Raw genomic sequence first — 24798 nt, forward strand, 5'->3', positions numbered from 1 at the left:
ATCAGCTCCCCGGTGTGGTGCCGTAGTCCTGGAGGCCGGCGGCGCGGGCCAGGTCGAGGTCGAGGGCCTCGCGGCGGATCCGCTGGTCGATGTACAGGAGCACGGTGACGCCCGCGGTGATCGGGAAGGTGAGCATGGATCCGATCACCGAACCGATACCGCTGACGATGAGGAAGGTCCAGCCGACGTCGCCGCCGGTGCTGTCGAGGAAGCCGGCGAAGCCGTCGCCGCTCAGGGCCGCGGCGATGACGGCGAAGGGGATCAGGATCAGCGACGCCAGGATGTTGGCGATGATCGTGGCGATCAACTGGATGCCGAAGACCCGCCACCAGGAGCCGCGTACGAGTTTCGACGAGCGGCTCATCGACTTCGTGACGCTCTGCTTCTCCAGCATCAGGGCGGGAGAGGCGAGCGAGAAGCGGATCATCAGCCACAGGGCGACGATGCCCCCTGCCAGGCCGCCGAGGGCGGCGAGCGCGGCACCGGCGTCCCCGGAGCCGGTCACCACCACGAGCAGACCGGGCAGTGTGCCGACGCCGATGATCAGGACGGCGATGAGCGGCAGCAGCAGGGTCAGGCCGAGGAGCTTGGGGAGCTGGGGACGGGCGTCCCGCCAGGCCTCGCTCGTGGTCACCGGCTTGCCGAGCACGGCACGGCTGGTCACCGACGTGAGCAGGGCCGTCGCGACGATGGTGGCGAGCAGGGTGATGAGCAGGACGAGACCGGAGCTGAGCAGTGTGCTGCCCAGGGCCCGGCTCAGCTCGCCGACGGTGGCGCTCGGGTCTTTGAGGGCCTCGGTGTCGGCGTTGTTGTCCAGGACGAACCCCTGGAGCAGGATCACGGCGAGCTGCGTGACGACCGCGACGGTCAGCGAGATGCCGAGGACCGTGCGCCAGTAGGTCCGCATCGTCGAGACGGCGCCGTCGAGGATCTCGCCGACACCGAGCGGGCGCAGCGGGATCACGCCGGGCTTGGCGGCGCGCGGCGGCCCGCCCCAGGTGCCGCCCCAGCCGGGGGAACCCCCGTACCCGGGGCCTCCCCATCCGCTCTGCCCACCGCCCTGGCCGCCAGGACGCTGACCGCCCCAGCCCGGAGCGGGCGGAGCGGGCGGCGGGGCCTGGCCGGGGCCCGGTGTGCCGGGCGCGGACCACTGGCCTGGCGGGGGCTGCGCCTTGGACCACTTCGAGGGCTGCTCGGGTTGGTTCGCTCCGCCTTGGTCCGCCGGCTGCGGGGTGCCGGACGAGTCCGGCTTCTCTTCGCCGGAGGGGGCGGATCCGGGCGACGCCCAGCCCGGAGTGTCGTTCATCGTCGCTCCTTCACGGTGCCCGTCCCGCGGTCGCGGCGGCAGGTTGGCAGCCATCGTGTCACGGCGTGCCCCGCGGGGGACCGGCCCCCGTATGGGCTGCACACCTTCAATTGTCCGCCGGGTACGGGGCAGACTGGGCGGATGGCCGATCACTACGCGCAATCCCGCGAGGACAGCGGGCCGACGGAGATACCCGCGATCCGCTGGAACGAGCCGCCCGAAGGTCCTGTGCTGGTCCTTCTCGACCAGACGCGGCTTCCGGCCGAGGAGGTCGAGCTGGTGTGCACCGACGCGCCGGCCCTGGTGGAGGCGATCCGCACGCTCGCCGTGCGCGGGGCGCCGCTGCTCGGGATCGCCGGTGCGTACGGCGTCGCGCTCGCCGCAGTACGCGGCTTCGACGTGGACGAGGCCGCCGAGGCCCTGACCGGTGCCCGGCCGACCGCCGTGAACCTCGCGGTCGGTGTGCGCAGGGCGCTGGCGGCCCACCGGGCGGTGCTCTCCGCGGGCGGCGACGGGGAGGCGGCCGCCGCGGCGGCGCTCGCCGCGGCGCGGGCGCTGCACCGGGAGGACGCCGAGGCCAGCTCCCGCATGGCCCGGCACGGGCTGGCGCTGCTCGGCGAGCTGCTGCCGGGCGGCGGACACCGGGTGCTCACGCACTGCAACACGGGGGCGCTGGTCTCCGGCGGGGAGGGGACGGCGTTCGCCGTGGCGCTCGCGGCACACCGGGCGGGGCAGCTTCGGCGGCTGTGGGTGGACGAGACGCGGCCGCTGCTGCAGGGTGCCCGCCTGACGGCGTACGAGGCGGCCCGCAACGGAATGGCGTACACCTTGCTCACGGACAGCGCGGCGGGCTCGCTGTTCGCGGCGGGCGAGGTGGACGCGGTGCTGATCGGGGCGGACCGCATCGCGGCCGACGGTTCGGTGGCGAACAAGGTGGGGAGCTATCCGCTCGCGGTGCTGGCCAGATACCACCATGTGCCGTTCATCGTGGTGGCGCCGGTGACGACGATCGATCCGGACACGCCCGACGGGACATCCATCGAGGTCGAGCAGCGCGCCGGTCATGAAGTGACGGAGATCACAGCTCCGCAGGTGCCGGTGGCGGGGGTGGAGCCGGGAGGAGGTATACCTGTGGCACCCCTGGGGACCCAGGCGTACAACCCGGCGTTCGACGTGACGCCGCCGGAGTTGATCACGGCGATCGTCACCGAAGAGGGCGTTGTTTCGCCCGTGACGGCTGAGGCTCTCGCCGAGCTGTGTGACTTGTCACGCCAGGTAACGATTTAGTTAATGGGATGATGTCGTTTATGAAGGGACGAGTCCTTGTCGTCGATGACGACACCGCACTGGCCGAGATGCTCGGCATTGTGTTGCGTGGTGAAGGTTTTGAGCCGTCTTTCGTAGCTGACGGCGACAAGGCGCTGGCCGCTTTCCGCGATGCCAAGCCCGACCTGGTACTCCTGGACCTGATGCTGCCCGGACGGGACGGCATCGAGGTATGCCGCCTGATCAGGGCGGAGTCCGGGGTGCCGATCGTGATGCTCACGGCGAAGAGCGACACCGTCGATGTCGTGGTCGGCCTCGAATCGGGCGCCGACGACTACATCGTGAAGCCGTTCAAGCCAAAAGAGCTGGTGGCGCGGATCAGGGCGCGGCTGCGCCGCTCGGAGGAACCGGCACCCGAACAGCTGTCGATCGGCGATCTCGTCATCGACGTCGCCGGTCACTCTGTGAAACGGGAAGGCATGTCGATCGCGCTGACGCCGCTGGAGTTCGACCTGCTGGTCGCTCTGGCGCGCAAGCCGTGGCAGGTGTTCACGCGTGAGGTACTCCTGGAGCAGGTGTGGGGCTACCGGCACGCGGCGGACACCCGTCTGGTCAACGTGCACGTCCAGCGGCTGCGCTCCAAGGTCGAGAAGGACCCGGAGCGCCCGGAGATCGTGGTGACCGTCCGAGGTGTCGGTTACAAGGCAGGGCCGAGCTGACATGTCACGGGACAGTGCCGCTTCGGCGCCCGCTGAGCAGGGGGACCGTTCGGGGCGGCCTGTCGGCCGGAAAATGACGGGCTCCCGCTGGGAACGATTCTTCGAGGGCGGGCTGCTCCAGGGCGGAGTCCAGGGCAGCCCGGTCCTCCGGCTGCTCATACGCTGGGTGCGTCGTCCGCTGCTGCCCGTCATGCGGCTGTGGCGGCGCAACATCCAGCTCAAGATCGTGGCGACGACCCTGCTGATGTCGATGGGCGTCGTCCTGCTGCTCGGCTTCGTCGTGATCGGGCAGGTGCGCAACGGTCTGCTGGACGCCAAGGTGAAGGCCTCGCAGAGCCAGGCCACCGGTGGTTTCTCGGTGGCCAAGCAGAAGGCCGACTCGGCGGCGACGGCGAACGGCGACGACGGTACGGGCGCCGACGGCCGCCCGTCGAAGAACGTCAGCCAGTGGATGACCGACCTCGTCGTGTCCCTGTCCAGCGGTGGGCAGGGCGCTTTCGACGTAGTGACGCTCAACTCCACGGCGTCGGGCGACGGCAACGCCGGCCTCGCGCCCCGGTACTCGGATCAGGTCGACCCGACGGTCAGCGTGCCCGAGGACCTGCGCGCCAGGGTCGACAGGACCACGGCCGCGGCACAGAGCTACACCCGTGTCGTCTACAAGGACGGCCGGGAGTCCCAGCCGGCGCTGGTCATCGGCAAGCAGGTCAACGACCCCAACGGACACACGTACCAGCTCTACTACCTCTTCCCGCTGACGCAGGAGGAGAAGTCGCTGAGCCTGGTCAAGGGGACGCTCGCGACGGCCGGACTGTTCGTCGTGGTGCTCCTCGGGGCCATCGCCTGGCTCGTGGTGCGCCAGGTCGTCACACCGGTACGGATGGCGGCCGGGATCGCCGAGCGGCTCTCCGCCGGACGCCTCCAGGAACGTATGAAGGTCACCGGCGAGGACGACATCGCGCGCCTCGGCGAGGCGTTCAACAAGATGGCGCAGAACCTCCAGCTCAAGATCCAGCAGCTGGAGGACCTCTCACGCATGCAGCGACGGTTCGTGTCCGACGTGTCGCACGAGCTGCGCACACCGCTGACCACCGTGCGGATGGCCGCCGACGTCATCCACGACGCGCGGGTGGACTTCGACCCGGTGACCGCGCGGTCGGCCGAGCTGCTCGCCGACCAGCTGGACCGGTTCGAGACGCTGCTCGCCGACCTGCTGGAGATCAGCCGGTTCGACGCGGGCGCGGCGGCCCTGGAGGCCGACGCGATCGACCTCAGGGAAGTCGTACGACGGGTGGTCGGCGGAGCCGAGCCGCTCGCCGAGCGCAAGGGCACGCACATACGTGTCGTCGGTGACCAGCAGCCGTTGATCGCCGAGGCGGACGCCCGGCGGGTCGAGCGGGTGCTGCGCAACCTCGTCGTCAACGCCGTGGAACACGGTGAGGGCAAGGACGTCGTCGTCAAGCTCGCCGCGGCGGGCGGAGCGGTCGCGATCGCGGTCCGCGACTACGGCGTCGGACTGAAGCCGGGCGAGGCGACCCGGGTGTTCAGCCGCTTCTGGCGGGCCGACCCGGCACGCGCGCGTACGACCGGCGGCACGGGGCTCGGGCTGTCCATCGCCCTGGAGGACGCACGGCTGCACGGCGGCTGGCTGCAGGCCTGGGGCGAGCCCGGCGGCGGTTCGCAGTTCCGGCTGACCCTGCCGCGTACGGCCGACGAGCCGCTCAGGGGGTCACCGATACCCCTGGAGCCCAAGGACTCCCGGCGCAACCGCGGTCTCGACGACGCCGGTCTGCCGCACGGCGGCGCCACGAAGCTGGCCACGGTTCCCGTGCAGCAGCCCGGGGCAGGGACCGGTCCGGTACCACCGCGTGGGGCCATGGCCCCACGGCTGGCCGGGGCCTCGCCCACGGCCGACCCGACGGCGCTGCCGGGCAACGGCGCGCGCGTGGTGCCCCGGCCGGCCGGAGCACTGCGCCGCCAGGAGGAGACATCCGGCACGGGCCGGGAACGGACCGCACAGGAGCGGGGGCGGGACGGCGAGACGCCGGAGGAGCTCGGACATGGGGAGGCATTTCGTGGGCGCTGACCGCGGGGGGAGCGGCGTCCGCGGACGCCGTCCGGTGCGCGTCGTGGTGTATCTGGGCTGTGGAGCCCTGCTGCTTACGGGGTGCGCCTCGATGCCGGACAGCGGGGGTCTGAGCGGGGTGGAGTCCACGCCGCGTCAGGACACGCAGGTTCGCGTCTACGCCATGCCGCCGCACCCCGGTGCCTCGGCGGCGCAGATCGTGCAGGGCTTCCTGGAGGCGCTGACCAGCGACGACGCCAAGTACGAGACGGCCGGCAAGTACCTCACCGACAGCGCGCGCAAGACGTGGGATCCGTACCACTCGACGACGGTCCTCGCGGACGCGCCGGAGCCCGTGGGCATGCCCTCGGGCACCAAGGAGGACGGTCGCGACGCCCTGTTCCGGCTGAACGGCAGCAAGATCGCCACGGTCGACGTCCGGCACGCGTACGGGCCCGACTCCGGCGCGTACAGCGGATCGGTGCACCTGACCAAGCTGAAGAGCACCAAGCAGTGGCGCATCGACGGACTGCCGCAGGGTGTCGTGATGGGCACCTCCGACTTCCAGCGGAACTACGTGTCCGTGAACAAGTACTTCTACGCTTCGAACGGGACCTCCGGGGCCGGCCGGCCGCTGGGGACCGTCGCCGACCCGGTCTATGTGCGCGCGCAGGTGGATCCGATGACCCAGATCGTGCGCGCCCTCCTGAAGGGGCCGACGACCTGGCTGGACCCGGTGGTCAGGTCGAGCTTCCCCTCCGGCACGGAACTGAAGAACAGCGACGTGTCGCTGTCGCCCGACGACCGCAACAGCGTCACGGTGCCGCTCAACGCGAGGGCCGACCGGGTCGGGGGCCCCCAGTGCAGGCAGATGGCGGCCCAGCTCCTCCTCACCCTGCGGGATCTGACCCCCACCGGGGTCGACGAGGTGGAGCTGCAGAGGTCGGACGGCTCGCAGCTGTGCGTGCTGAACAAGGCCGGGGCCGAGGGTGTCGCCTCGCACGGTACGGGCGAGCACCCGGAGTACCAGTACTTCATCGACCACGACCAGCGGCTCGTACGGATGCCCGGCGGCAACCGTGACAAGAAGCCCGAGCCGGTGCCCGGAGCGCTGGGCGAGGGCGGCAAGAAGCTGCGGGCGGCCGCGGTGTCGCGGGACGAGAGCAGCGCGGCCGGGGTGTCGTCCGACGGCCGGAACCTGTACGTCGGGTCGCTGGTGTCGGGCGGTTCGCTCGCCGAGCCGGTGCTGCGCAGCCAGGGCGCGACGGCCGACGACCGGCTGACGACGCCCAGCTGGGACGCGAGAGGGGACCTGTGGGTGGCCGACCGCGACCCGAAGAACCCCCGGCTGCTTCTGCTGCAGAAGGGCGCGGGCGAGCCGATCGCCGTCCAGACGCCGGGACTCGACGGACGTGTCGAGGCGGTGCGGGTGGCCGCGGACGGCGTGCGCATCGCGCTGATCGTCGAGAAGGACGGCAAGAGCTCGCTGCAGATCGGGCGCATCGAGCGTTCCAAGCCCGGGGAGGCCGCCGGCGCGTACGTCTTCGAACCGCGCTCCGTCGCACCCCAGCTGGAGGAGGTCACGGCCATGTCCTGGGCCGGTGACAGCCGCCTCGTCGTGGTCGGCAGCGAGAAGGGCGGCGTGCAGCAGATGCAGTACGTGCAGGTCGACGGTTCCACCCCGATGGGCACCTCGCCCTCCGCGCTGGCCAACGTCAAGGAGATCGCCGCGTCCGAGGACGAGCAGTTGCCGCTGGTGGCGCACTCGGATACGGACGGGATCGTGCGGCTGTCGGCGGGGGAGCAGTGGCAGAAGGTGGTCCAGGACGGGACGGCGCCGGTGTATCCCGGGTAGCGCCGTGTGTTCTCGGCCGTGGGCCCGTCCGGTTTCCGGGCGGGCCCACCGCCGTATCGAGGGCCGTCCGCGTCCTTGCGCGCGGTCCCGCGCGCCTGCCCGGGAGTTGTCCACAGGCGGTTGTCCACAGGGGTGGCCGGTCCGGCCGGGTGTTGGCACAGTGGTGGACATGCGGGGGTGGTGGCGGGACCTCACGGATCTGGTGCTGCCGGCCGAGTGCGGAGGCTGCGGGAGGCCTCGCGCGGTGCTCTGCCCCGAGTGCCGTGCCGCCCTGAGCGGGGCCGCGCCGTGCCGGGTGCGACCGGTGCCCGAACCGGCGGGGCTGCCCGTGGTGCACGCGGCGGCTCCCTATGAGGACGAGGTGCGGGCCGCGCTCCTCGCCCACAAGGAACGGGGTGCGCTGGCACTGGCGGCACCCCTGGGAACGGCCCTCGCGGGGGCTGTACGCGCGGGTCTGGCGTCGGTACGGCGTCCTGGTCCGGGCGGGCGGTTCATGGCTCCGCAGGGGCGGCTGAGGCTCGGGAAGGGGGAAGTGTGGGGCGGGCGGGACGGGTGGGAGAGCGGTGGCGCGGAGGTCCGGGCGGCCGGGACGGGAGACGGGCCCGTCCTGCTCGTGCCGGTGCCGTCGGCGCGGCGGGCGGTTCGGGCGCGCGGGCACGACCCGGCGCGACGCATCGCGCTCGCGGCGGCGGGTGAACTGCGGCGCACGGGAACGCCCGCGCGGGTGCTCGGCGTGCTGCGGCAGCGGCGAGACGTGGCCGACCAGTCGAGGCTGAACTCCCGGCAGCGGCTGGAGAACCTGGCGGACGCCCTGGAGGTCGTCGCCGGGGGCGAGCGGCTGCTGGCAGAGGGAGGCCGGGTCGTGCTGGTGGACGACCTGATGACGACGGGGGCGTCGCTGGCGGAGGCGGCGCGGGCCGTACGGGCAGCTCAGTCGGGTGCCCGGGCGCTGCGATGGACGGGTGAGAGGACGGGGCGGTCGGAGGTGTGCGGGCGAAACGCGGGTAGGGAGCAGGCCGGAGGAAAGAACAGCGACACGGTCTGCTCGGCGGTGGTCGCTGCCTCGCCGGACGCTTTCGAAATAAACCGGAACTGACTGAGAACTTGCATCGTTGCAGGTAATGAGTGGGTCAATTCACCTGAACGGAGGTACGTATCAGTAGAGGGTGACGACATCCGTCCGGGCGAGATATGTTCGGTTGTGAGGCAATGGCGCAGGCCGAACCTCACGCATCCGAGTGCCGAACCGTGGGTTTTCAGCAATCACCCGCATCGGTGGGGTGGAGATCTTGTCCTTGGGGGAGGAGGAGGTGAAAGTCACCGAGTCCGAGGTTCCGGTGCTCACCGGAACCTGGTGCAAAAGGGAGATGCTCCGCCAGTGGAGCGGGGCTATCCGGGAACGGAGTTCTGCGTGGACATCGTCGTCAAGGGCCGCAAGACCGAGGTGCCCGAGCGGTTCCGCAAGCACGTGGCCGAGAAGCTGAAGCTGGAGAAGATCCAGAAGCTCGATGGCAAGGTGATCAGCCTCGACGTCGAGGTGTCCAAGGAGCCCAACCCCCGACAGGCCGACCGCAGTGACCGGGTGGAGATCACGCTCCACTCCCGCGGACCGGTGATCCGGGCGGAGGCAGCGGCAAGCGACGCGTATGCAGCACTCGACCTGGCCGCGGACAAGCTCGAGGCCAGGCTTCGCAAGCAGCACGACAAGCGCTACACCCGCCGCGGCAACGGCAGGATCTCGGCAGCCGAGGTCGCCGACGTCGTCCCGGGTGCCGCGACGCTGAACGGCAACGGCAGCGTCGTCCACGACGATGAGCCGGACGCTGTGCCCACCAAGAAGATCGGCTCTCTCGAGATCATGGGCGAAGGCCCCTGTGTCGTTCGCGAGAAGACCCATGTGGCCGCACCGATGACACTCGACCAGGCGCTCTACGAAATGGAGCTGGTCGGGCACGACTTCTACCTCTTCGTCGACTCCGAGACAAAGGAGCCCAGCGTCGTCTACCGACGTCACGCCTACGACTACGGCGTCATCCACCTCAGCACGGACCCGATGGTCACCCAGGGCGGAGCGGACGCGCCGGGCGGCGCGCTCGGCGGCTGACCATCCCCGGTGACGGCTGAGCCGGTGCCCCTGGAGCGCGAGTGCGCCCCCAGGGGCACCGGTGTGCGACCACTTCACGTCCCGCTCCGTCACCCCGCCGCCGTCCGGACATGGAATCATGGCCGGACCGGCCCAACCGGTGGGCCGTTGCCTTGGGTTGGCGATGGCACGGAAACACAGGCCACGGCCTTCAGGGGGAGGAACGATGGCGGACAGCTTCGGACCGATGCGTGCCGGTGATGCCGACGACCCGGTCGTCGCCACCGGCCTGGACGTGGGCACTTCACGCAAGGAGCCCATCCGGGTCCTTGTCGTGGACGATCACGCCCTCTTCCGCCGCGGTCTGGAGATCGTGCTCGCGGCCGAGGAGGACATCCAGGTCGTCGGTGAGGCGGGGGACGGGGCGGAGGCGGTCGACAAGGCCGCCGACCTGCTGCCCGACATCGTGCTGATGGACGTACGGATGCCCAAGCGCGGCGGTATCGAGGCGTGCACCTCCATCAAGGAGGTGGCTCCCAGCGCGAAGATCATCATGCTGACGATCAGCGACGAGGAGGCCGACCTCTACGACGCGATCAAGGCGGGCGCCACCGGGTACCTCCTCAAGGAGATCTCCACGGACGAGGTGGCCACGGCCATTCGCGCGGTGGCCGACGGGCAGTCGCAGATCAGCCCCTCGATGGCGTCGAAACTCCTCACCGAGTTCAAGTCGATGATCCAGCGGACGGACGAGCGCCGGCTGGTGCCCGCGCCGCGGCTCACGGATCGCGAGCTGGAGGTCCTCAAGCTCGTGGCCACGGGAATGAACAACCGGGACATCGCCAAGGAACTGTTCATCTCCGAGAACACCGTGAAGAACCATGTACGCAACATCCTGGAGAAGCTGCAGCTGCACTCCAGGATGGAGGCGGTGGTCTACGCGATGCGGGAGAAGATCCTAGAGATCCGCTAGGCGTCGCCCGAGGACGACGCCGGGCCTTCCCCCGCGCCCGCACCGCGGCCCATGGCCCCCGAAAACCTCGCCGGGCATCAGCCCAGGATGCGGACGAGCTCCTCGACGAGCGGCTCGCGCAGGTCCGGGGCGTCCACCCGCTCGACCCGTACATCCGTGCAGTCCACCCAGCTCGCGGCCTCCGCCAGGGCCTGAGCCACCGCCGGGACCGCCTTGGCGCCGTCCAGGGTGACCTGCCTGACGACCAGGGTGCGGCCCTCCCGGGCCGGGTCCACCCGGCCGACGAGCCGGCCGCCCGCGAGCACCGGCATCGCGAAGTAACCGTGGATCCGCTTCGGCTTCGGCGTGTACGCCTCCAGGCGGTGGGTGAAATCGAAGATCCGCTCCGTGCGCGCCCGCTCCCAGATGAGGGAGTCGAACGGAGACAGCAGCGTCGTACGGTGGCGGCCGCGCGGGACCGTCTCCAGCGCCACCGGGTCCGCCCAGGCGTCTCCGGCAGGTCTTCCGCCGGGGCTTCTCGCACCGCCCTTCGCGGCCGTGGACCGGCCCCAGCCCTCCACCGTCACCGGTACCAGGCCCGAGTCCGCGATCACCGCGTCGACCTGTTCGAGCTTGAGACGGTGGTAGTCGGCGATGTCCGCGCGGGTGCCGACACCCAGGGACCGGCCGGCGAGACGCACGAGACGGCGCAGGCACTCCGTGTCGTCCAGGTCGTCGTGCAGCAGCGGTTCGGGGACGGCGCGCTCCGCGAGGTCGTAGACCCGCTTCCAGCCGCGCCGCTCCACGCACACCACCTCGCCGTACATCAGCGCGCGTTCGACGGCGACCTTGGTGCCCGACCAGTCCCACCACTCGCTGGTCTTCTTCGCCCCGCCCAGGTCCGTGGCCGTGAGGGGGCCCTCGGCGCGCAACTGCTTGACGACCTGGTCGTAGGCGCCGTCGGGCAGGTCGTGGTTCCAGTGCGGGCGGGCGCGGTAGGCGCGGCGGCGGAACGCGAAGTGGGGCCACTCCTCCACGGGCAGGATGCAGGCCGCGTGGGACCAGTACTCGAAGGCGTGCGGTGCCGGGACCGTGCCTGCGGGCGGTGCGGACGTCCAGTAGGCCTGCTCGACGGTCTTGCGGCCGACGGCACCGAGACGGGCGTACGGAATCAGTTCGTGCGAGCGGGCGAGGACGGAGATGGTGTCGAGCTGGACCGCGCCGAGGTGCCGCAGGACTCCGCGGACACCCGCCCGGTGATCCGGGGCGCCCAGGAAACCCTGCGCCCGCAGGACGATCCGGCGGGCTTCGTCCGCGGAGAGTTCGGTGGTGGGACGCGGGAGACTCGTCATGCCCACACGTTAGGCGGTGCCACTGACAACGGGTCCGGGCAGGGCGACCGCGCCGGCCCGGGGGGCCCGGGTTCGAGAACCGGCGCAGGAACCGGGCGGGACCGGGCGGGACCGGTCGCCGGGAGCGGTCCGGCTCTCACCTGGCCGGCAGGTACGGCGCCGTCGACGGGAGCTCCAGGTCCGAGGGGAGCAGCGAGCCCACCCAGCAGTCCCTGCGGACGCCCTTGTTGTTGATGGCCGAGCGCAGGGTCCCCTCGACGGTGAAACCGGCGCGTTCGGCGACCGCGCGGGAACCGGCGTTGCCGACCTCGGCCCGCCATTCGACGCGGTCGACGGACAGGTCCGTGAAGGCCCAGCGCGAAGTGGCGACGACGGCCTCGGCGATATAGCCGTTGCCGCGGTGCTCCTTCGTCGCCCAGTAGCCGACCTCGCCGACGCCCAGCGAGCGCATCGTGATGGCGACCATGCCCACCAGTTCCCCGGAAGGGAGGAAGACGCCGAAGGCGAAGGCGGAGCCGTCCGCCCAGCCTTCGGGCACTATCTGGTCCGTGAAGCCGGTCGCGTGCTCGCGCAGATAGGGCGACGGGATCGTGGTCCAGCGCTGGATGTCGGGGTCCTGGGCGGCCTCGTAGACGGCGTCGGTGTCGTCCACCCCCACGGCGCGCAGGAGCAGACGGTCGGTGGTGAGCGTGACGGGGTCCATCGGCCGATTCTGCTCGGGCATCCGAAAGGACGCCATTCCTTTGCCCTGAGTGAGCGGTTCGCTACTTTTCGCTGTGCGGATGCGGCACCTTCGGCGACCCCTGCCCGTTGTCCTAGTGGCTGTCACGGGCAGGCCTCCCGGCGTGGTGCGGTCCTCGCTTACGATGGCCGTTGCTCAAGCTGTGATTTGAAACTGTCATTGAAACCGACCGTCCCAGGCCCGACCGGCAAGGAGACAAACCCCCGTGTCCGTCCTCTCAAAGATCATGCGTGCAGGCGAAGGCAAGATCCTGCGCAAACTGCACCGCATCGCGGACCAGGTCAACTCCATCGAAGAGGACTTCGTCAACCTCTCCGACGCCGAGCTGAGGGCCCTCACCGATGAGTACAAGCAGCGGTACGCCGACGGCGAAAGCCTCGACGACCTGCTGCCCGAGGCTTTCGCCACCGTCCGTGAGGCTGCCAAGCGCGCCCTTGGCCAGCGTCACTACGACGTGCAGATGATGGGTGGCGCCGCGCTCCACCTCGGCTATGTCGCGGAGATGAAGACCGGTGAGGGCAAGACGCTCGTCGGCACCCTGCCCGCGTATCTGAACGCCCTCTCCGGAGCCGGCGTCCACCTCATCACGGTCAACGACTACCTGGCCGAGCGCGACTCCGAAATGATGGGCCGCGTCCACAAGTTCCTCGGCCTCGAGGTCGGCTGCATCCTCGCCAACATGACTCCGGCCCAGCGCCGCGAGCAGTACGCGTGCGACATCACCTATGGCACGAACAACGAGTTCGGCTTCGACTACCTGCGCGACAACATGGCGTGGGCCCAGGACGAGCTCGTCCAGCGCGGCCACAACTTCGCCATCGTCGACGAGGTCGACTCCATCCTCGTCGACGAGGCCCGTACGCCGCTGATCATCTCGGGCCCGGCGGACCAGGCCACCAAGTGGTACGGCGACTTCGCGAAGCTGGTCACCCGCCTCAAGAAGGGCGAGCCCGGCAACTCCCTGAAGGGCATCGAGGAGACCGGCGACTACGAGGTCGACGAGAAGAAGCGCACCGTCGCCATCCACGAGCCCGGCGTCGCCAAGGTCGAGGACTGGCTGGGCATCGACAACCTCTACGAGTCGGTGAACACCCCGCTCGTCGGTTACCTGAACAACGCCATCAAGGCGAAGGAACTGTTCAAGAAGGACAAGGACTACGTCGTCATCGACGGCGAAGTCATGATCGTCGATGAGCACACCGGCCGTATCCTCGCCGGCCGCCGCTACAACGAGGGCATGCACCAGGCGATCGAGGCGAAGGAAGGGGTCGACATCAAGGACGAGAACCAGACGCTCGCCACGATCACCCTCCAGAACTTCTTCCGCCTCTACAAGCGCCACGACCACGACGGCAAGGAAATGCCGGGTCTCTCCGGCATGACCGGTACGGCGATGACCGAGGCCGCCGAGTTCCACCAGATCTACAAGCTCGGCGTCGTCCCGATCCCGACCAACCGGCCGATGGTCCGCAAGGACCAGTCCGACCTGATCTACCGCACCGAGGTCGCCAAGTTCGAGGCGGTCGTCGACGACATCGCCGAGAAGCACGAGAAGGGCCAGCCGATCCTGGTCGGCACCACCTCGGTCGAGAAGTCGGAGTACCTCTCGCAGCAGCTCTCCAAGCGCGGTATCCAGCACGAGGTGCTGAACGCGAAGCAGCACGACCGTGAGGCGCCGATCATCGCCCAGGCCGGCCGCAAGGGCGCCGTGACCGTCGCCACCAACATGGCCGGCCGTGGTACCGACATCAAGCTCGGCGGCAACCCCGACGACCTCGCCGAGGCGGAGCTGCGCCAGCGCGGCCTCGACCCCGAGGAGCACATCGAGGAGTGGGCGCACGCCCTGCCGGCAGCCATGGAGCGTGCCGAGAAGGCGGTGAAGGCGGAGTTCGAAGAGGTCAAGGACCTCGGCGGCCTCTACGTGCTCGGCACCGAGCGCCACGAGTCGCGGCGTATCGACAACCAGCTTCGCGGTCGTTCCGGCCGACAGGGCGACCCGGGCGAGTCCCGTTTCTACCTTTCGCTGGGCGACGACCTGATGCGCCTGTTCAAGGCGCAGATGGTCGAGCGCGTCATGTCGATGGCGAACGTGCCGGACGACGTGCCGATCGAGAACAAGATGGTCACGCGCGCGATCGCGTCCGCCCAGTCGCAGGTCGAGCAGCAGAACTTCGAGACCCGCAAGAACGTCCTGAAGTACGACGAGGTGCTCAACCGGCAGCGCGAGGTCATCTACGGCGAGCGCCGTCGCGTCCTGGAGGGCGAGGACCTCGAGGAGCAGATCCAGCACTTCATGAACGACACCATCGACGCCTACATCGGGGCCGAGACCGCCGAGGGCTTCGCCGAGGAGTGGGACCTCGACCGGCTGTGGGGCGCCTTCAAGCAGCTCTACCCGGTGAAGGTCACCGTCGACGAGATGGAGGAGACGGTCGGCGACCGTGCCGGTCTGACCGCCGAGTTCATCTCCGAGTCCATCAAGGACGACATCCACGACCAGTACGCGGCCCGCGAGGAGCAGCTCGGCTCCGAGATCATGCGTGAGCTGGAGCGCCGGGTCGTGCTGTCGGTCCTGGACCGCAAGTGGCGCGAGCACCTCTACGAGATGGACTATCTCCAGGAGGGCATCGGCCTGCGTGCGATGGCCCAGAAGGACCCGCTGGTCGAGTACCAGCGCGAGGGCTTCGACATGTTCGGCGCCATGATGGACGGCATCAAGGAGGAGTCCGTCGGCTACCTGTTCAACCTGGAGGTCCAGGTCGAGCAGCAGGTCGAGGAGGTCCTGGTCGAGGACTCCGCGCCGTCCCTCGCCAAGAAGGAAGCGGTCCCCGCGGGCGGGATGCGACCCGAGATCCGTGCCAAGGGGCTCGACGCCCCGCAGCGGCCGGACCGGCTGCACTTCTCCGCGCCGACCGTGGACGGCGAGGGCGGTGTCATCGAGGGTGACTTCGCCAGCGACGACGAGCCGGTGCGCTCCGAGGCGGACGGCCTCACGCGCGCGGAGCGCCGCAAGCAGGCCAAGGGCGCCTCGCGTCGCCGCAAGAAGTGAGTGAGGGTCGCGGGCGGCGGCCGGTGACTGCCGCCGCGCGCGACCGGTGAATGGGAAGGGCCGGGCACCTGGTGCCCGGCCCTTCCCATTCACCGGGGCCACGAGCCGGAGCCGTTGAACCGTCCAGACGTTCAGACGTTCAGCCGTTCGGGTCGGGCATGCGGGGGCCGCCGAGTTCGATCGCCGTGCACCGCCAGCGGAGGTCGGGGCCCTGTTCCAGCCGGAAGGCCATGGCGCGGAGCTGGTCGCCCGCGCCGATCCGGGCGAAGGCCTCGACGGCGCCGGGGCGGGCGACGTAGTAGCCGATGTCCCGTACGACGGGACGGGCGCCGCGGGTGCGCAGGGGGCCGCGCTCGGCGAGCCAGGCCAGTTCGTCGTAAGCGCGGCCCGCGGTGTGGCGCAGCATGCAGTGGACGGGACGTGCCCCGCTCAGTACGGCCAGCAGACGCTCGGCGAAGACGTCGGTGGGGCGGGGCTGTGGTGCGGGGCGGCGCGGTGCCCCGGCGTCCGCCGGGCTGAGCGGCCGTGCACCGCCCCGCGCCGTCGCCGGAGGCCGATTGCCGCCCGGGACCGCCGGCGGTCGGCCCGGGGCTCGCGTCCCCGCCGGAACCGGGTGGTCCGTGGGCCGCGTGGACGACAGGCCGGTCGGGGTTCCGGCAGGGGGTGAGCCCGCGTCCTGCGGCGGGCCTTCGCGCGGGGGCCTGGCGGGGGTGCCCGGGTTGCGGGGTGGGGTGCCGCCGGGGTGCCGGGTGTCCTGACGGCCGGGCGGACGGCCGCCCGGGTGGCGCCGGGTCCTGGTCATCACCTTGTTCATTCGTCGTCCCCGCTCGTCGTCGGACCGGTTGATACCAGTCGGTAACTTTCGTGTTGGGGATCTTGTACGAGGCGGGAGCGGGCCCGCGCAAGGACGGTCGGCCCGCGTCGCGGCGGCCGGAGAGTTCACCTATCAGGGTGACCGGGAGGGACGGAGCCCTTGGCGGCAAAGGGGTGCACCGGGTGAATCACGGGCCCGGGGTGGACGCCTCGGAGGGTGCGGCCGGGAACTCGAAAGGGGACGCCCGCACGTATCCTGAAGGCCCTCCCCGGAGGCGCGGGACCGCCCTCCCCGGAGTGCCCGGACCGCGTGATCCTCGGAGCCCCGACTACGAAAGCGGCCAGCCATGCGCGTCTACGTCCCCCTGACCCTCTCCGGTCTCGCCGAGGCGTACAAGACGGGAGAGCTGGAGGCGGGACCGTTCGTCGCGTACGCGGTCACGCCCGCCCTGCGCGAGTGGTATCTCTCCGACGACATCGAGGAACTGGAGTACGCGGCGCTGAGCCGTGCCGCGCTGGCCTCATTGCGGCTCCTGGCCGTCGATCCGGGGGCCGTACGGCGCCGGGTCGTCGTCGCGGTCGACGTGCCGGACCGGGCCGCGCTGGCCGACCCCGACCGGGGGCTCGATCCCGCGGCGCTCGGCGAGGTGCGGGTCTCCCTGGACGTGCCGCTGGCCAAGGCGGCCGCCGTCCATGTCGACTCGCCCGACGCCGAGGCGGACGTGACCGCGGCCGCGGCCGCGCTCGGCGCCGCGGACGTCGGGGACGACGACGCCCAGTTCGTGGTCGACGGGGCCGAGGACCACGTGCTGCTGTGGTTCGCCACGCAGGAGATCCCCAGCCTGGTCGGGCTCGGGGAGTAGCCGCCCGCCCGCTGTCGGCCGTCCGTTTCCACCCACGATGAGGCGTTGTCAGTGGGGGCGGGTACGTTCTTGGTATGGGGAAGCAAGGAAGCGCGCACATTGTGTGGGACTGGAACGGCACGCTGTTCCACGACAATGACGCGATCATCGGGGCGACGAACGCGGCCTTCGCCGAACTGGGTCTTGAGCCGATCACGCTGGAGCGGTATCGGGCGATGTACTGCGTGCCCGTGCCCAGGTTCTACGAGCGGCTGATGGGGCGGCTGCCCACGGACACCGAGTGGCGGATCATGGACGACACCTTCCACCGGTACTACGCCGAGCACCGCAGGACGTGCGGCCTCACCGCCGGGGTTCCCGAGCTGCTCGCCGGGTGGGAGGCCGCGGGCCGCAGCCAGTCCCTCCTGAGCATGTACGGGCACGAGGACCTGGTCCCGCTGGTGCGGGGCTTCGGGATCGAGCCGCACTTCGTACGGGTCGACGGACGGACCGGGCCCTCCGGCGGGAGCAAGGCCGAGCACATGGTGCGCCACCTCGGAGCCATCGCGGGGGTCGAGCCGGCCCGTGTGGTGGTCATCGGCGACGCGGTGGACGACGCTACGGCCGCACGGCACGTGGGCGCCGGGGCCGTTCTCTACACCGGGGGTTCGCACAGTCGCGCCAGCCTGGAGGAGGCCGGTGTTCCCGTGGTGGACAGCCTGGAGGAGGCGGTCGAGGAGGCCGGGCGGCTGGCGGCCTGAGGAGAGCGGAACAGGGGCCGGTCCAGGCCCCTCGCCCGTCCGCGCCCCTCACCCCCGTCCAGGCCCCTCACCCCGCCCGCACCGCGAGCCCGTGTGCCCGGCCTCGTACGGTCGTGTCCGTCAGTTCACCGGGGCCTTCGAGCGCAGCACCTTGAGGAACTCGCGCATCCAGGCGGAGTGGTCCGGCCAGGCGCGGGCGGAGACCAGGGTGCCGTCGACGACGGCCTCCGCGTCCTGGAAGGTCGCGCCCGCCGCCTGCATGTCGAGTTCCAGCGCGGGGTACGCCGTGACGCGGCGGCCGCTCAGTCCGTCGACGGCCGCGGTCAGCAGGGGACCGTGGCAGATCTGGGCCACCGGCTTGTCCGCGTCGAAGAAGGACTTGAGGATCTTGCGGAGTTCGAGGTCGTTGCGGAGGTACTCCGGGGCGCGTCCGCCGGGGATGACCAGGGCCGCGTACGCGCCGGGGTCGACCTCCGCGAACGACAGGTCCGCGGGCCAGGTGTAGCCGAGCTTCTCGGTGTAGGTGTCGAAGCCGGGCTCGAAGTCGTGGATCACGAACTGCAGCTTCTTGCGCGCGGGGGCGGCGATATGGACCTCGTACCCCTCCTCGCGCAGGCGCTGGTAGGGGTAGAGGACCTCCAGCGACTCCGCCGCGTCGCCGGTGACTATGAGGATCTTCGCTGCCATGGTGCTGCGCTCCCGTCGGCCGTCCTTGCGCGTTCCGTGGGTCGTGGGCCGTCCCGGTCGACCCGCCTCCGGGGGAGGGACCCGCCAAGGGGCGGAACACCGCCCGTACGACGAAGGTAACGCGCAGTCGGCCCGCACTGCATGACATCGCCCTATTCGTCCCTGTGCATAGTGTCAAAGTTCCACCCCCGGTTTTGTACACATACGGCTCATGACGACTCCCCGGTCGGGGGCGATAGCCTGGTGGCGTGATCAGCGCGATATCTCGCGGGGGCATCGTCGCCCCTGCCCCGCGCCCGGAGCGCACGGACGACATCCGTGACCGGGCGGCAATCGCTGATCTCCATGGGCGGGACGGGATGACGGCGACGGCCGCATGCGCGAGCGGAAACGCGGCGAGCGCCGGCGGCAGCGCACTCCGTCGGCCGTCGGCACCCCGGGAACGGACGTCGACGAGAGCGGCGTCACAGTCTCCGAGGGCGTCGAGAATGGCCGATACCCCCCCGCTCATCTCACCTTGCGGCATAGCGTCGGAGCAGACCGGACACCCCGCGTCACGGCGTTGCGTCGGAAGCGACGAGACCGTACTTCCTTCAACGTCACGCAACGGCGCGCGACAGGAGCCAGAGGACAATGCAGACCAAGCTGGACGAAGCCAAGGCCGAGCTGCTCGAACGGGCCGCCCGGGTAGCTGAGAACAGCCCGGTCGGGGGGCACCTACCGACTGGGACGACGGACGAGGGCACCCCCGACCGGGACACCGTGCTCGCGTTCCTCCAGCGCTACTACCTGCACACGGCCCCGGAGGACCTCAGCGACCGCGACCCGGTCGACGTCTTCGGAGCGGCCTTCTCCCACTACCGACTGGCCGAGAACCGCCCTCAGGGCACGGCCAACGTGCGCGTGCACACCCCCACCGTCGAGGAGAACGGCTGGACCTGCAGCCACTCCGTCGTCGAGGTGGTCACGGACGACATGCCCTTCCTCGTGGACTCGGTGACCAACGAGCTGTCCCGCCAGGGACGCGGCATCCACGTCGTCATCCACCCGCAGTTCGTCCTGCGGCGCAACCTCACCGGCGAGCTCATCGAGGTGCTGCCCACGCGGCCCTCCGCCGAGGAGCTGCCGCACGACGCGCACGTCGAGTCGTGGATCCACGTCGAGATCGACCGGGAGACCGACCGCGCCGATCTGAAGCAGATCACCGCCGACCTGCTGCGCGTCCTGTCCGACGTCCGTGAGGCCGTCGAGGACTGGGAGAAGATGCGCGACGCGGCGCTGCGGATCGCGGAGGAGCTCCCCAAGGAGCCGACCGCCGACGACCTGCGCGACCAGGAGGTCGAGGAGGCCCGTGAGCTGCTGCGCTGGCTCTCCGGCGACCACTTCACCTTCCTCGGGTACCGCGAGTATCAGCTGCGCGAGGACGACTCGCTGGCGGCCGTCCCCGGAACCGGGCTCGGCATCCTGCGCTCCGACCCCCAGCACGGCGAGGACAGCCACCCGGTCAGCCCGTCCTTCGAGCGCCTGCCCGCGGACGCCCGCGCCAAGGCCCGTGAGCACAAGCTGCTGATCCTGACCAAGGCGAACAGCCGGGCCACCGTGCACCGGCCGTCGTACCTGGACTACGTCGGGGTCAAGAAGTTCGACGAGAACGGTGACGTCGTCGGGGAGCGCCGCTTCCTGGGTCTGTTCTCCTCCGCCGCGTACACCGAGTCCGTGCGCCGGGTGCCCGTCGTCCGCCGCAAGGTCGAGGAAGTCCTGCGCGGCGCCGGGTTCTCGCCCAACAGCCACGACGGACGCGACCTCCTCCAGATCATGGAGACGTACCCGCGCGACGAGCTGTTCCAGACGCCCGCCGACGAGCTCCGGGCGATCGTCACGTCCGTCCTGTACCTCCAGGAGCGGCGCCGGCTGCGGCTCTACCTGCGTCAGGACGAGTACGGGCGCTACTACTCGGCCCTCGTCTACCTCCCGCGCGACCGCTACACCACCGGTGTGCGCCTGCGGATCATCGACATCCTCAAGGAAGAGCTCAACGGCACCAGCGTCGACTTCACGGCCTGGAACACCGAGTCGATCCTGTCCCGGCTGCACTTCGTGGTCCGGGTCGAGCCGGGCACCGAGCTCCCGCAGCTCTCCGACTCCGACAAGGACCGCATCGAGGCGCGTCTCGTCGAGGCCGCGCGCTCCTGGGCCGACGGCTTCGCGGAGGCGCTGACCGCCGAGTGCGGCGAGGAGCGCGCCGCCGAGCTGCTGCGCCGGTACGGCAACGCCTTTCCCGAGGGCTACAAGGCCGACCACTCCCCGCGCTCCGCCGTCGCCGACCTGGTGCACCTCCAGGCACTCGGCCAGGAGCCCAGCAAGGACTTCGCGCTCAGCCTGTACGAGCCGGTGGGCGCCGCGCCCGGCGAGCGCCGGTTCAAGATCTACCGCACCGGCGAGCAGGTCTCGCTCTCCGCGGTCCTGCCCGCCCTGAACCGCATGGGCGTCGAGGTCACCGACGAGCGGCCGTACGAACTGCGCTGCTCGGACCGTACGACGGCGTGGATCTACGACTTCGGGCTGCGCCTGCCCAAGTCCCTGAACGGGAACGGCGACTCGCTCGGCGACGACGGCCGTGAGCGGTTCCAGGAGGCCTTCGCCGCCACCTGGACCGGACAGGCCGAGAACGACGGCTTCAACGCCCTCGTGCTGAGCGCCGGGCTGACCTGGCGGCAGTCGATGGTGCTGCGCGCCTACGCGAAGTACCTGCGCCAGGCCGGTTCCACGTTCAGCCAGGACTACATGGAGGACACCCTCCGCGACAACGTCCACACCACCCGGCTGCTGGTCTCGCTGTTCGAGGCGCGGATGTCGCCGGAGCGCCAGCGTGCCGGTGTCGAGCTGACCGACGCCCTGCTGGAGGAACTGGACGCCGCGCTCGACCAGGTCGCCTCGCTGGACGAGGACCGGATCCTGCGGTCCTTCCTCAACCTGATCAAGGCGACCCTGCGCACGAACTTCTTCCAGCACGCGGTCGGCGGCAAGCCGCACGAGTACGTCTCCATGAAGTTCGACCCGACGGCGATCCCGGACCTCCCGGCGCCGCGCCCGGCGTACGAGATCTGGGTGTACTCGCCGCGTGTCGAGGGCGTGCACCTGCGCTTCGGCAAGGTCGCGCGAGGCGGTCTGCGCTGGTCCGACCGGAAGGAGGACTTCCGTACGGAGATCCTCGGCCTGGTGAAGGCGCAGATGGTGAAGAACACCGTCATCGTGCCCGTCGGCGCCAAGGGCGGCTTCGTCGCCAAGCAGCTCCCCGACCCGTCCGTGGACCGCGACGCCTGGCTGGCCGAGGGCATCCGCAGCTACCGGACCTTCATCTCCGCGCTGCTGGACATCACCGACAACATGGTGGCCGGCGAGGTCGTGCCGCCCTCCGACGTCGTCCGGCACGACGGGGACGACACCTACCTGGTGGTCGCCGCGGACAAGGGCACGGCGACGTTCTCGGACATCGCCAACGAGGTCGCCCAGGCGTACGACTTCTGGCTGGGTGACGCGTTCGCCTCCGGCGGCTCCGCCGGATACGACCACAAGAAGATGGGCATCACCGCCCGCGGTGCCTGGGAGTCCGTGAAGCGGCACTTCCGGGAGCTGGCCGTCAACACCCAGACCCAGGACTTCACCGTGGTCGGTGTCGGTGACATGTCCGGCGACGTGTTCGGCAACGGCATGCTGCTCTCCGAGCACATCCGCCTGGTCGCCGCGTTCGACCACCGGCACATCTTCATCGACCCGAACCCGGACGCGGAGACCTCGTACGCCGAGCGCCGCCGCCTCTTCGAGCTGCCGCGCTCCTCGTGGGCCGACTACAACACCGAGCTGATCTCGGCCGGCGGCGGCGTCTTCCCGCGTACCGCCAAGGCCATCCCGGTCAACGCGCACATCCGCGAGGCCCTCGGGCTTGAGTCCGGCGCCGCGAAGATGACGCCGGCCGACCTGATGAAGGCGATCCTCCAGGCGCCCGTCGACCTGCTGTGGAACGGCGGCATCGGCACCTATGTGAAGTCGTCCGCCGAGTCGCACGCGGACGTCGGCGACAAGGCCAACGACGCGATCCGCGTCGACGGCGGCGACCTGCGCGTCAAGGTCGTCGGCGAGGGCGGCAACCTGGGCCTGACCCAGCTCGGCCGGATCGAGTTCGCGCAGCACGGCGGCAAGATCAACACCGATGCCATCGACAACAGCGCGGGCGTGGACACCTCCGACCACGAGGTGAACATCAAGATCCTGCTCAACGCGGTGGTGGGCAACGGCGACCTGACCGTCAAGCAGCGCAACAAGCTGCTCGCCGAGATGACCGACGAGGTCGGCGCCCTGGTGCTGCGCAACAACTACGCGCAGAACACGGCGATCGCCAACGCGCTGGCCCAGTCCCCGAGCATGCTCCACGCCCAGCAGCGGTTCCTGCGCCATCTGGTCCGTGAGGGGCACCTCGACCGGGCCCTGGAGTTCCTGCCCAGCGAGCGGCAGATCCGCGAGCGGCTCAACGCCGGCCAGGGTCTGACCGGTCCGGAGACCGCGGTCCTGCTCGCGTACACGAAGATCACGGTCTCCGTCGAGCTGCTCGCCACCTCGCTGCCCGACGACCCGTATCTGCAGAGCCTGCTGCACGCCTACTTCCCGACGGCCCTGCGCGACAAGTTCCGCGAGCAGATCGAGGGGCACGCGCTGAGCCGCGAGATCGTGACGACCGTCCTGGTCAACGACACGGTCAACACGGGCGGTACGAGCTTCCTGCACCGCCTCCGAGAGGAGACGGGCGCCTCGCTGGAGGAGATCGTCCGGGCGCAGACCGCGGCCCGCGCGATCTTCAACTCCAGTGCCGTGTGGGACGCGGTGGAGGCGCTCGACAACGTCGTGGCCGCCGACGTCCAGACCCGGATCCGGCTGCACTCGCGCCGCCTCGTCGAGCGCGGCACGCGCTGGCTGCTCAACAACCGGCCGCAGCCGCTCCAGCTCGCCGAGACGATCACCTTCTTCAGCGAGGGTGTCGAGCAGGTGTGGTCGGAGCTGCCCAAGCTGCTCCGCGGCACGGACCTGGAGTGGTACCAGCAGATCTACGACGAGCTGTCTGGCGCCGGTGTGCCGGACGAACTCGCCACCCGCGTGGCCGGGTTCTCCTCCGCCTTCCCGGCGCTGGACATCGTCTCGGTGGCCGACCGCATGGGCAGGGACCCGATGGCCGTCGCCGAGGTCTACTACGACCTCGCCGACCGGCTCGGCATCACCAAGCTCATGGACCGCATCATCGAGCTGCCGCGCGCGGACCGCTGGCAGTCCATGGCCCGCGCCTCGATCCGCGAGGACCTGTACGCGGCGCACGCCGCGCTCACCGCCGACGTTCTCGCCGTGGGCAACGGGACCTCCACTCCCGAACAGCGCTTCGAGGCCTGGCAGGAGAAGAACACGGCGATCCTCGGCCGGGCCCGCACCACTCTGGAGGAGATCCAGGGTTCGGACTCGTTCGACCTCGCCAACCTGTCGGTCGCGATGCGGACCATGCGGACGCTGCTGCGCACGCATTCCTAGGTGGTGCTCCCGGGCTTCAGGGCCCGGGAGGCAGGAGAACGGGGGCGCCCCGGGTCATCACGACCCGGGGCGCCCCCGTTTTTCGCACGGCTCTCCGATCTTTCTTGCCCGTCTCTCGCGAAACTCCGGCTCGCGATTTACCTATACCTGGTAAATAGGACATTTAGCTTAGGGTTGGCTCGACCGACGGCCCGACCGGCGGCATATCCGACGGACAGACGCGTGGAGGATCCGGACCCGTGACACTGCACCTCTCCGAGAGGCGGGCCCCCGTGGCGACCCCTCCAGTCGTGGGCCCCCGGAGTGCCCCGGAGACCCCGAAAGTCCGCCGGCTCTTCCTGGAAGTGGCCCGGTTCTCGGTTGTCGGCGGCAGCGGGGTCGCCGTCAACATCGTCTTCTTCAACCTGGCGCTGCACGGTCTGAAGTGGGCTCCGATGGTCGCCACGGTGATCGCCAGCTGTGTCGCCATGGGGACGAACTACCTCGGCTTCCGCTTCTTCGCCTACCGGGACCGGGCCTCGCGCACCCGGCGCCAGATCGCCCTCTTCTTCGCGTTCAGCGGGCTCGGCGTCGTCATGGAGAGCGCGCTGTTCTATCTCGGCTATCACGGCCTGGGGATGAGCGGTCCGCTCGGCGCGAACATCGCCAAGGCGCTGTCGATCGTGCTGGCCTCGGCGTTCCGCTTCGTGGTCTACCGGACCTGGGTGTTCCAACACGCGAAGAACAGCCGCTAGC

17 protein-coding genes are annotated in these 24798 nt (G+C 70.3%); 12 read left to right on the plus strand and 5 right to left on the minus strand.

The window, feature by feature from the left end; all coding sequences use genetic code 11:
- Nucleotide 1: 1 nt before the first annotated feature.
- Nucleotides 2-1306 carry a glycerophosphoryl diester phosphodiesterase membrane domain-containing protein gene (locus OHT01_RS24125; protein WP_328555198.1) on the minus strand — a complete coding sequence of 435 codons (1305 nt, stop codon included), beginning with the start codon at nucleotides 1304-1306 and terminating at the stop codon, nucleotides 2-4.
- A gap of 141 nt (nucleotides 1307-1447) precedes the next feature.
- Here OHT01_RS24125 and mtnA point away from each other — a divergent pair, with 141 nt between their 5' ends.
- From mtnA to OHT01_RS24160, 7 genes are all read left to right on the plus strand, one after another.
- Nucleotides 1448-2593, plus strand: a complete 1146-nt coding sequence (mtnA, locus tag OHT01_RS24130) for an S-methyl-5-thioribose-1-phosphate isomerase (RefSeq protein WP_328555199.1) — start codon at nucleotides 1448-1450, stop codon at nucleotides 2591-2593.
- A gap of 8 nt (nucleotides 2594-2601) precedes the next feature.
- Complete coding sequence (mtrA, locus tag OHT01_RS24135; RefSeq protein WP_192582811.1) at nucleotides 2602-3291, plus strand: two-component system response regulator MtrA; 690 nt, start codon at nucleotides 2602-2604, stop codon at nucleotides 3289-3291.
- A gap of 1 nt (nucleotide 3292) precedes the next feature.
- Entirely contained in the window at nucleotides 3293-5377 is a 2085-nt protein-coding gene (gene mtrB, locus OHT01_RS24140) for an MtrAB system histidine kinase MtrB (protein WP_328555200.1), read from the plus strand.
- Nucleotides 5367-7211 (plus strand): LpqB family beta-propeller domain-containing protein, encoded by a 1845-nt coding sequence (locus OHT01_RS24145; RefSeq protein WP_405916935.1) that lies wholly within the window; start codon nucleotides 5367-5369, stop codon nucleotides 7209-7211. Before mtrB ends, OHT01_RS24145 begins: the two co-directional genes overlap by 11 nt.
- Nucleotides 7212-7380: 169 nt before the next feature.
- Nucleotides 7381-8307 carry a ComF family protein gene (locus tag OHT01_RS24150; protein ID WP_328555202.1) on the plus strand — a complete coding sequence of 309 codons (927 nt, stop codon included), beginning with the start codon at nucleotides 7381-7383 and terminating at the stop codon, nucleotides 8305-8307.
- Nucleotides 8308-8622: 315 nt separating this feature from the next.
- Nucleotides 8623-9315 carry a ribosome hibernation-promoting factor, HPF/YfiA family gene (gene hpf, locus OHT01_RS24155; protein WP_389068194.1) on the plus strand — a complete coding sequence of 231 codons (693 nt, stop codon included), beginning with the start codon at nucleotides 8623-8625 and terminating at the stop codon, nucleotides 9313-9315.
- A 205-nt stretch (nucleotides 9316-9520) separates the two neighbouring features.
- Nucleotides 9521-10267 carry a response regulator transcription factor gene (locus tag OHT01_RS24160; RefSeq protein WP_328555204.1) on the plus strand — a complete coding sequence of 249 codons (747 nt, stop codon included), beginning with the start codon at nucleotides 9521-9523 and terminating at the stop codon, nucleotides 10265-10267.
- 77 nt (nucleotides 10268-10344) lie between these two features.
- On the opposite strand, the gene OHT01_RS24165 is transcribed toward OHT01_RS24160, so the two are convergent.
- Nucleotides 10345-11598: a winged helix-turn-helix domain-containing protein gene (locus OHT01_RS24165; RefSeq protein WP_328555205.1), complete on the minus strand. Its 1254-nt coding sequence runs from the start codon at nucleotides 11596-11598 to the stop codon at nucleotides 10345-10347.
- Between the two features lie 136 nt (nucleotides 11599-11734).
- Nucleotides 11735-12301, minus strand: coding sequence for a GNAT family N-acetyltransferase (locus tag OHT01_RS24170; protein ID WP_328555206.1), 567 nt, complete (start codon nucleotides 12299-12301; stop codon nucleotides 11735-11737).
- Nucleotides 12302-12545: 244 nt separating this feature from the next.
- Here OHT01_RS24170 and secA point away from each other — a divergent pair, with 244 nt between their 5' ends.
- Entirely contained in the window at nucleotides 12546-15389 is a 2844-nt protein-coding gene (gene secA / locus OHT01_RS24175; protein ID WP_328555207.1) for a preprotein translocase subunit SecA, read from the plus strand.
- Nucleotides 15390-15528: 139 nt separating this feature from the next.
- On the opposite strand, the gene OHT01_RS24180 is transcribed toward secA, so the two are convergent.
- Nucleotides 15529-16203, minus strand: coding sequence for an Rv3235 family protein (locus OHT01_RS24180; protein ID WP_328555208.1), 675 nt, complete (start codon nucleotides 16201-16203; stop codon nucleotides 15529-15531).
- A gap of 346 nt (nucleotides 16204-16549) precedes the next feature.
- Between OHT01_RS24180 and OHT01_RS24185 the strand changes: the two genes are divergently transcribed.
- Complete coding sequence (locus tag OHT01_RS24185) at nucleotides 16550-17065, plus strand: DUF6912 family protein (RefSeq protein WP_328555209.1); 516 nt, start codon at nucleotides 16550-16552, stop codon at nucleotides 17063-17065.
- 74 nt (nucleotides 17066-17139) lie between these two features.
- A complete protein-coding gene (locus tag OHT01_RS24190; protein WP_328555210.1) occupies nucleotides 17140-17805 on the plus strand; it encodes an HAD family hydrolase in 666 nt (221 codons plus the stop codon).
- A gap of 120 nt (nucleotides 17806-17925) precedes the next feature.
- Here OHT01_RS24190 and OHT01_RS24195 read toward each other — a convergent pair whose 3' ends face one another.
- On the minus strand, nucleotides 17926-18492 hold the full coding sequence (locus OHT01_RS24195) for a DJ-1/PfpI family protein (protein WP_328555211.1): 567 nt from the start codon (nucleotides 18490-18492) through the stop codon (nucleotides 17926-17928).
- 633 nt (nucleotides 18493-19125) lie between these two features.
- On the opposite strand from OHT01_RS24195, the gene OHT01_RS24200 reads away from it, so the two are divergent.
- Nucleotides 19126-24063, plus strand: coding sequence for an NAD-glutamate dehydrogenase (locus OHT01_RS24200; protein WP_328555212.1), 4938 nt, complete (start codon nucleotides 19126-19128; stop codon nucleotides 24061-24063).
- Nucleotides 24064-24335: 272 nt separating this feature from the next.
- A complete protein-coding gene (locus OHT01_RS24205) occupies nucleotides 24336-24797 on the plus strand; it encodes a GtrA family protein (RefSeq protein ID WP_328555213.1) in 462 nt (153 codons plus the stop codon).
- The last annotated feature ends 1 nt before the right edge of the window (nucleotide 24798 follow it).

The sequence above is a fragment of the Streptomyces sp. NBC_00358 genome (genome assembly GCF_036099295.1).
Classification (GTDB): Bacteria; Actinomycetota; Actinomycetes; order Streptomycetales; family Streptomycetaceae; genus Streptomyces.

Coding starts and splice junctions, on each gene's coding strand:
- OHT01_RS24125 (WP_328555198.1), bottom strand. CDS start 1,306: ATGAACGACACTCCGGGCTGGGCGTCGCCCGGATCCGCCCCCTCCGGC.
- mtnA (WP_328555199.1), top strand. CDS start 1,448: ATGGCCGATCACTACGCGCAATCCCGCGAGGACAGCGGGCCGACGGAG.
- mtrA (WP_192582811.1), top strand. CDS start 2,602: ATGATGTCGTTTATGAAGGGACGAGTCCTTGTCGTCGATGACGACACC.
- mtrB (WP_328555200.1), top strand. CDS start 3,293: ATGTCACGGGACAGTGCCGCTTCGGCGCCCGCTGAGCAGGGGGACCGT.
- OHT01_RS24150 (WP_328555202.1), top strand. CDS start 7,381: ATGCGGGGGTGGTGGCGGGACCTCACGGATCTGGTGCTGCCGGCCGAG.
- OHT01_RS24160 (WP_328555204.1), top strand. CDS start 9,521: ATGGCGGACAGCTTCGGACCGATGCGTGCCGGTGATGCCGACGACCCG.
- OHT01_RS24165 (WP_328555205.1), bottom strand. CDS start 11,598: ATGACGAGTCTCCCGCGTCCCACCACCGAACTCTCCGCGGACGAAGCC.
- OHT01_RS24170 (WP_328555206.1), bottom strand. CDS start 12,301: ATGGACCCCGTCACGCTCACCACCGACCGTCTGCTCCTGCGCGCCGTG.
- OHT01_RS24180 (WP_328555208.1), bottom strand. CDS start 16,203: ATGAACAAGGTGATGACCAGGACCCGGCGCCACCCGGGCGGCCGTCCG.
- OHT01_RS24185 (WP_328555209.1), top strand. CDS start 16,550: ATGCGCGTCTACGTCCCCCTGACCCTCTCCGGTCTCGCCGAGGCGTAC.
- OHT01_RS24190 (WP_328555210.1), top strand. CDS start 17,140: ATGGGGAAGCAAGGAAGCGCGCACATTGTGTGGGACTGGAACGGCACG.
- OHT01_RS24195 (WP_328555211.1), bottom strand. CDS start 18,492: ATGGCAGCGAAGATCCTCATAGTCACCGGCGACGCGGCGGAGTCGCTG.
- OHT01_RS24200 (WP_328555212.1), top strand. CDS start 19,126: ATGCAGACCAAGCTGGACGAAGCCAAGGCCGAGCTGCTCGAACGGGCC.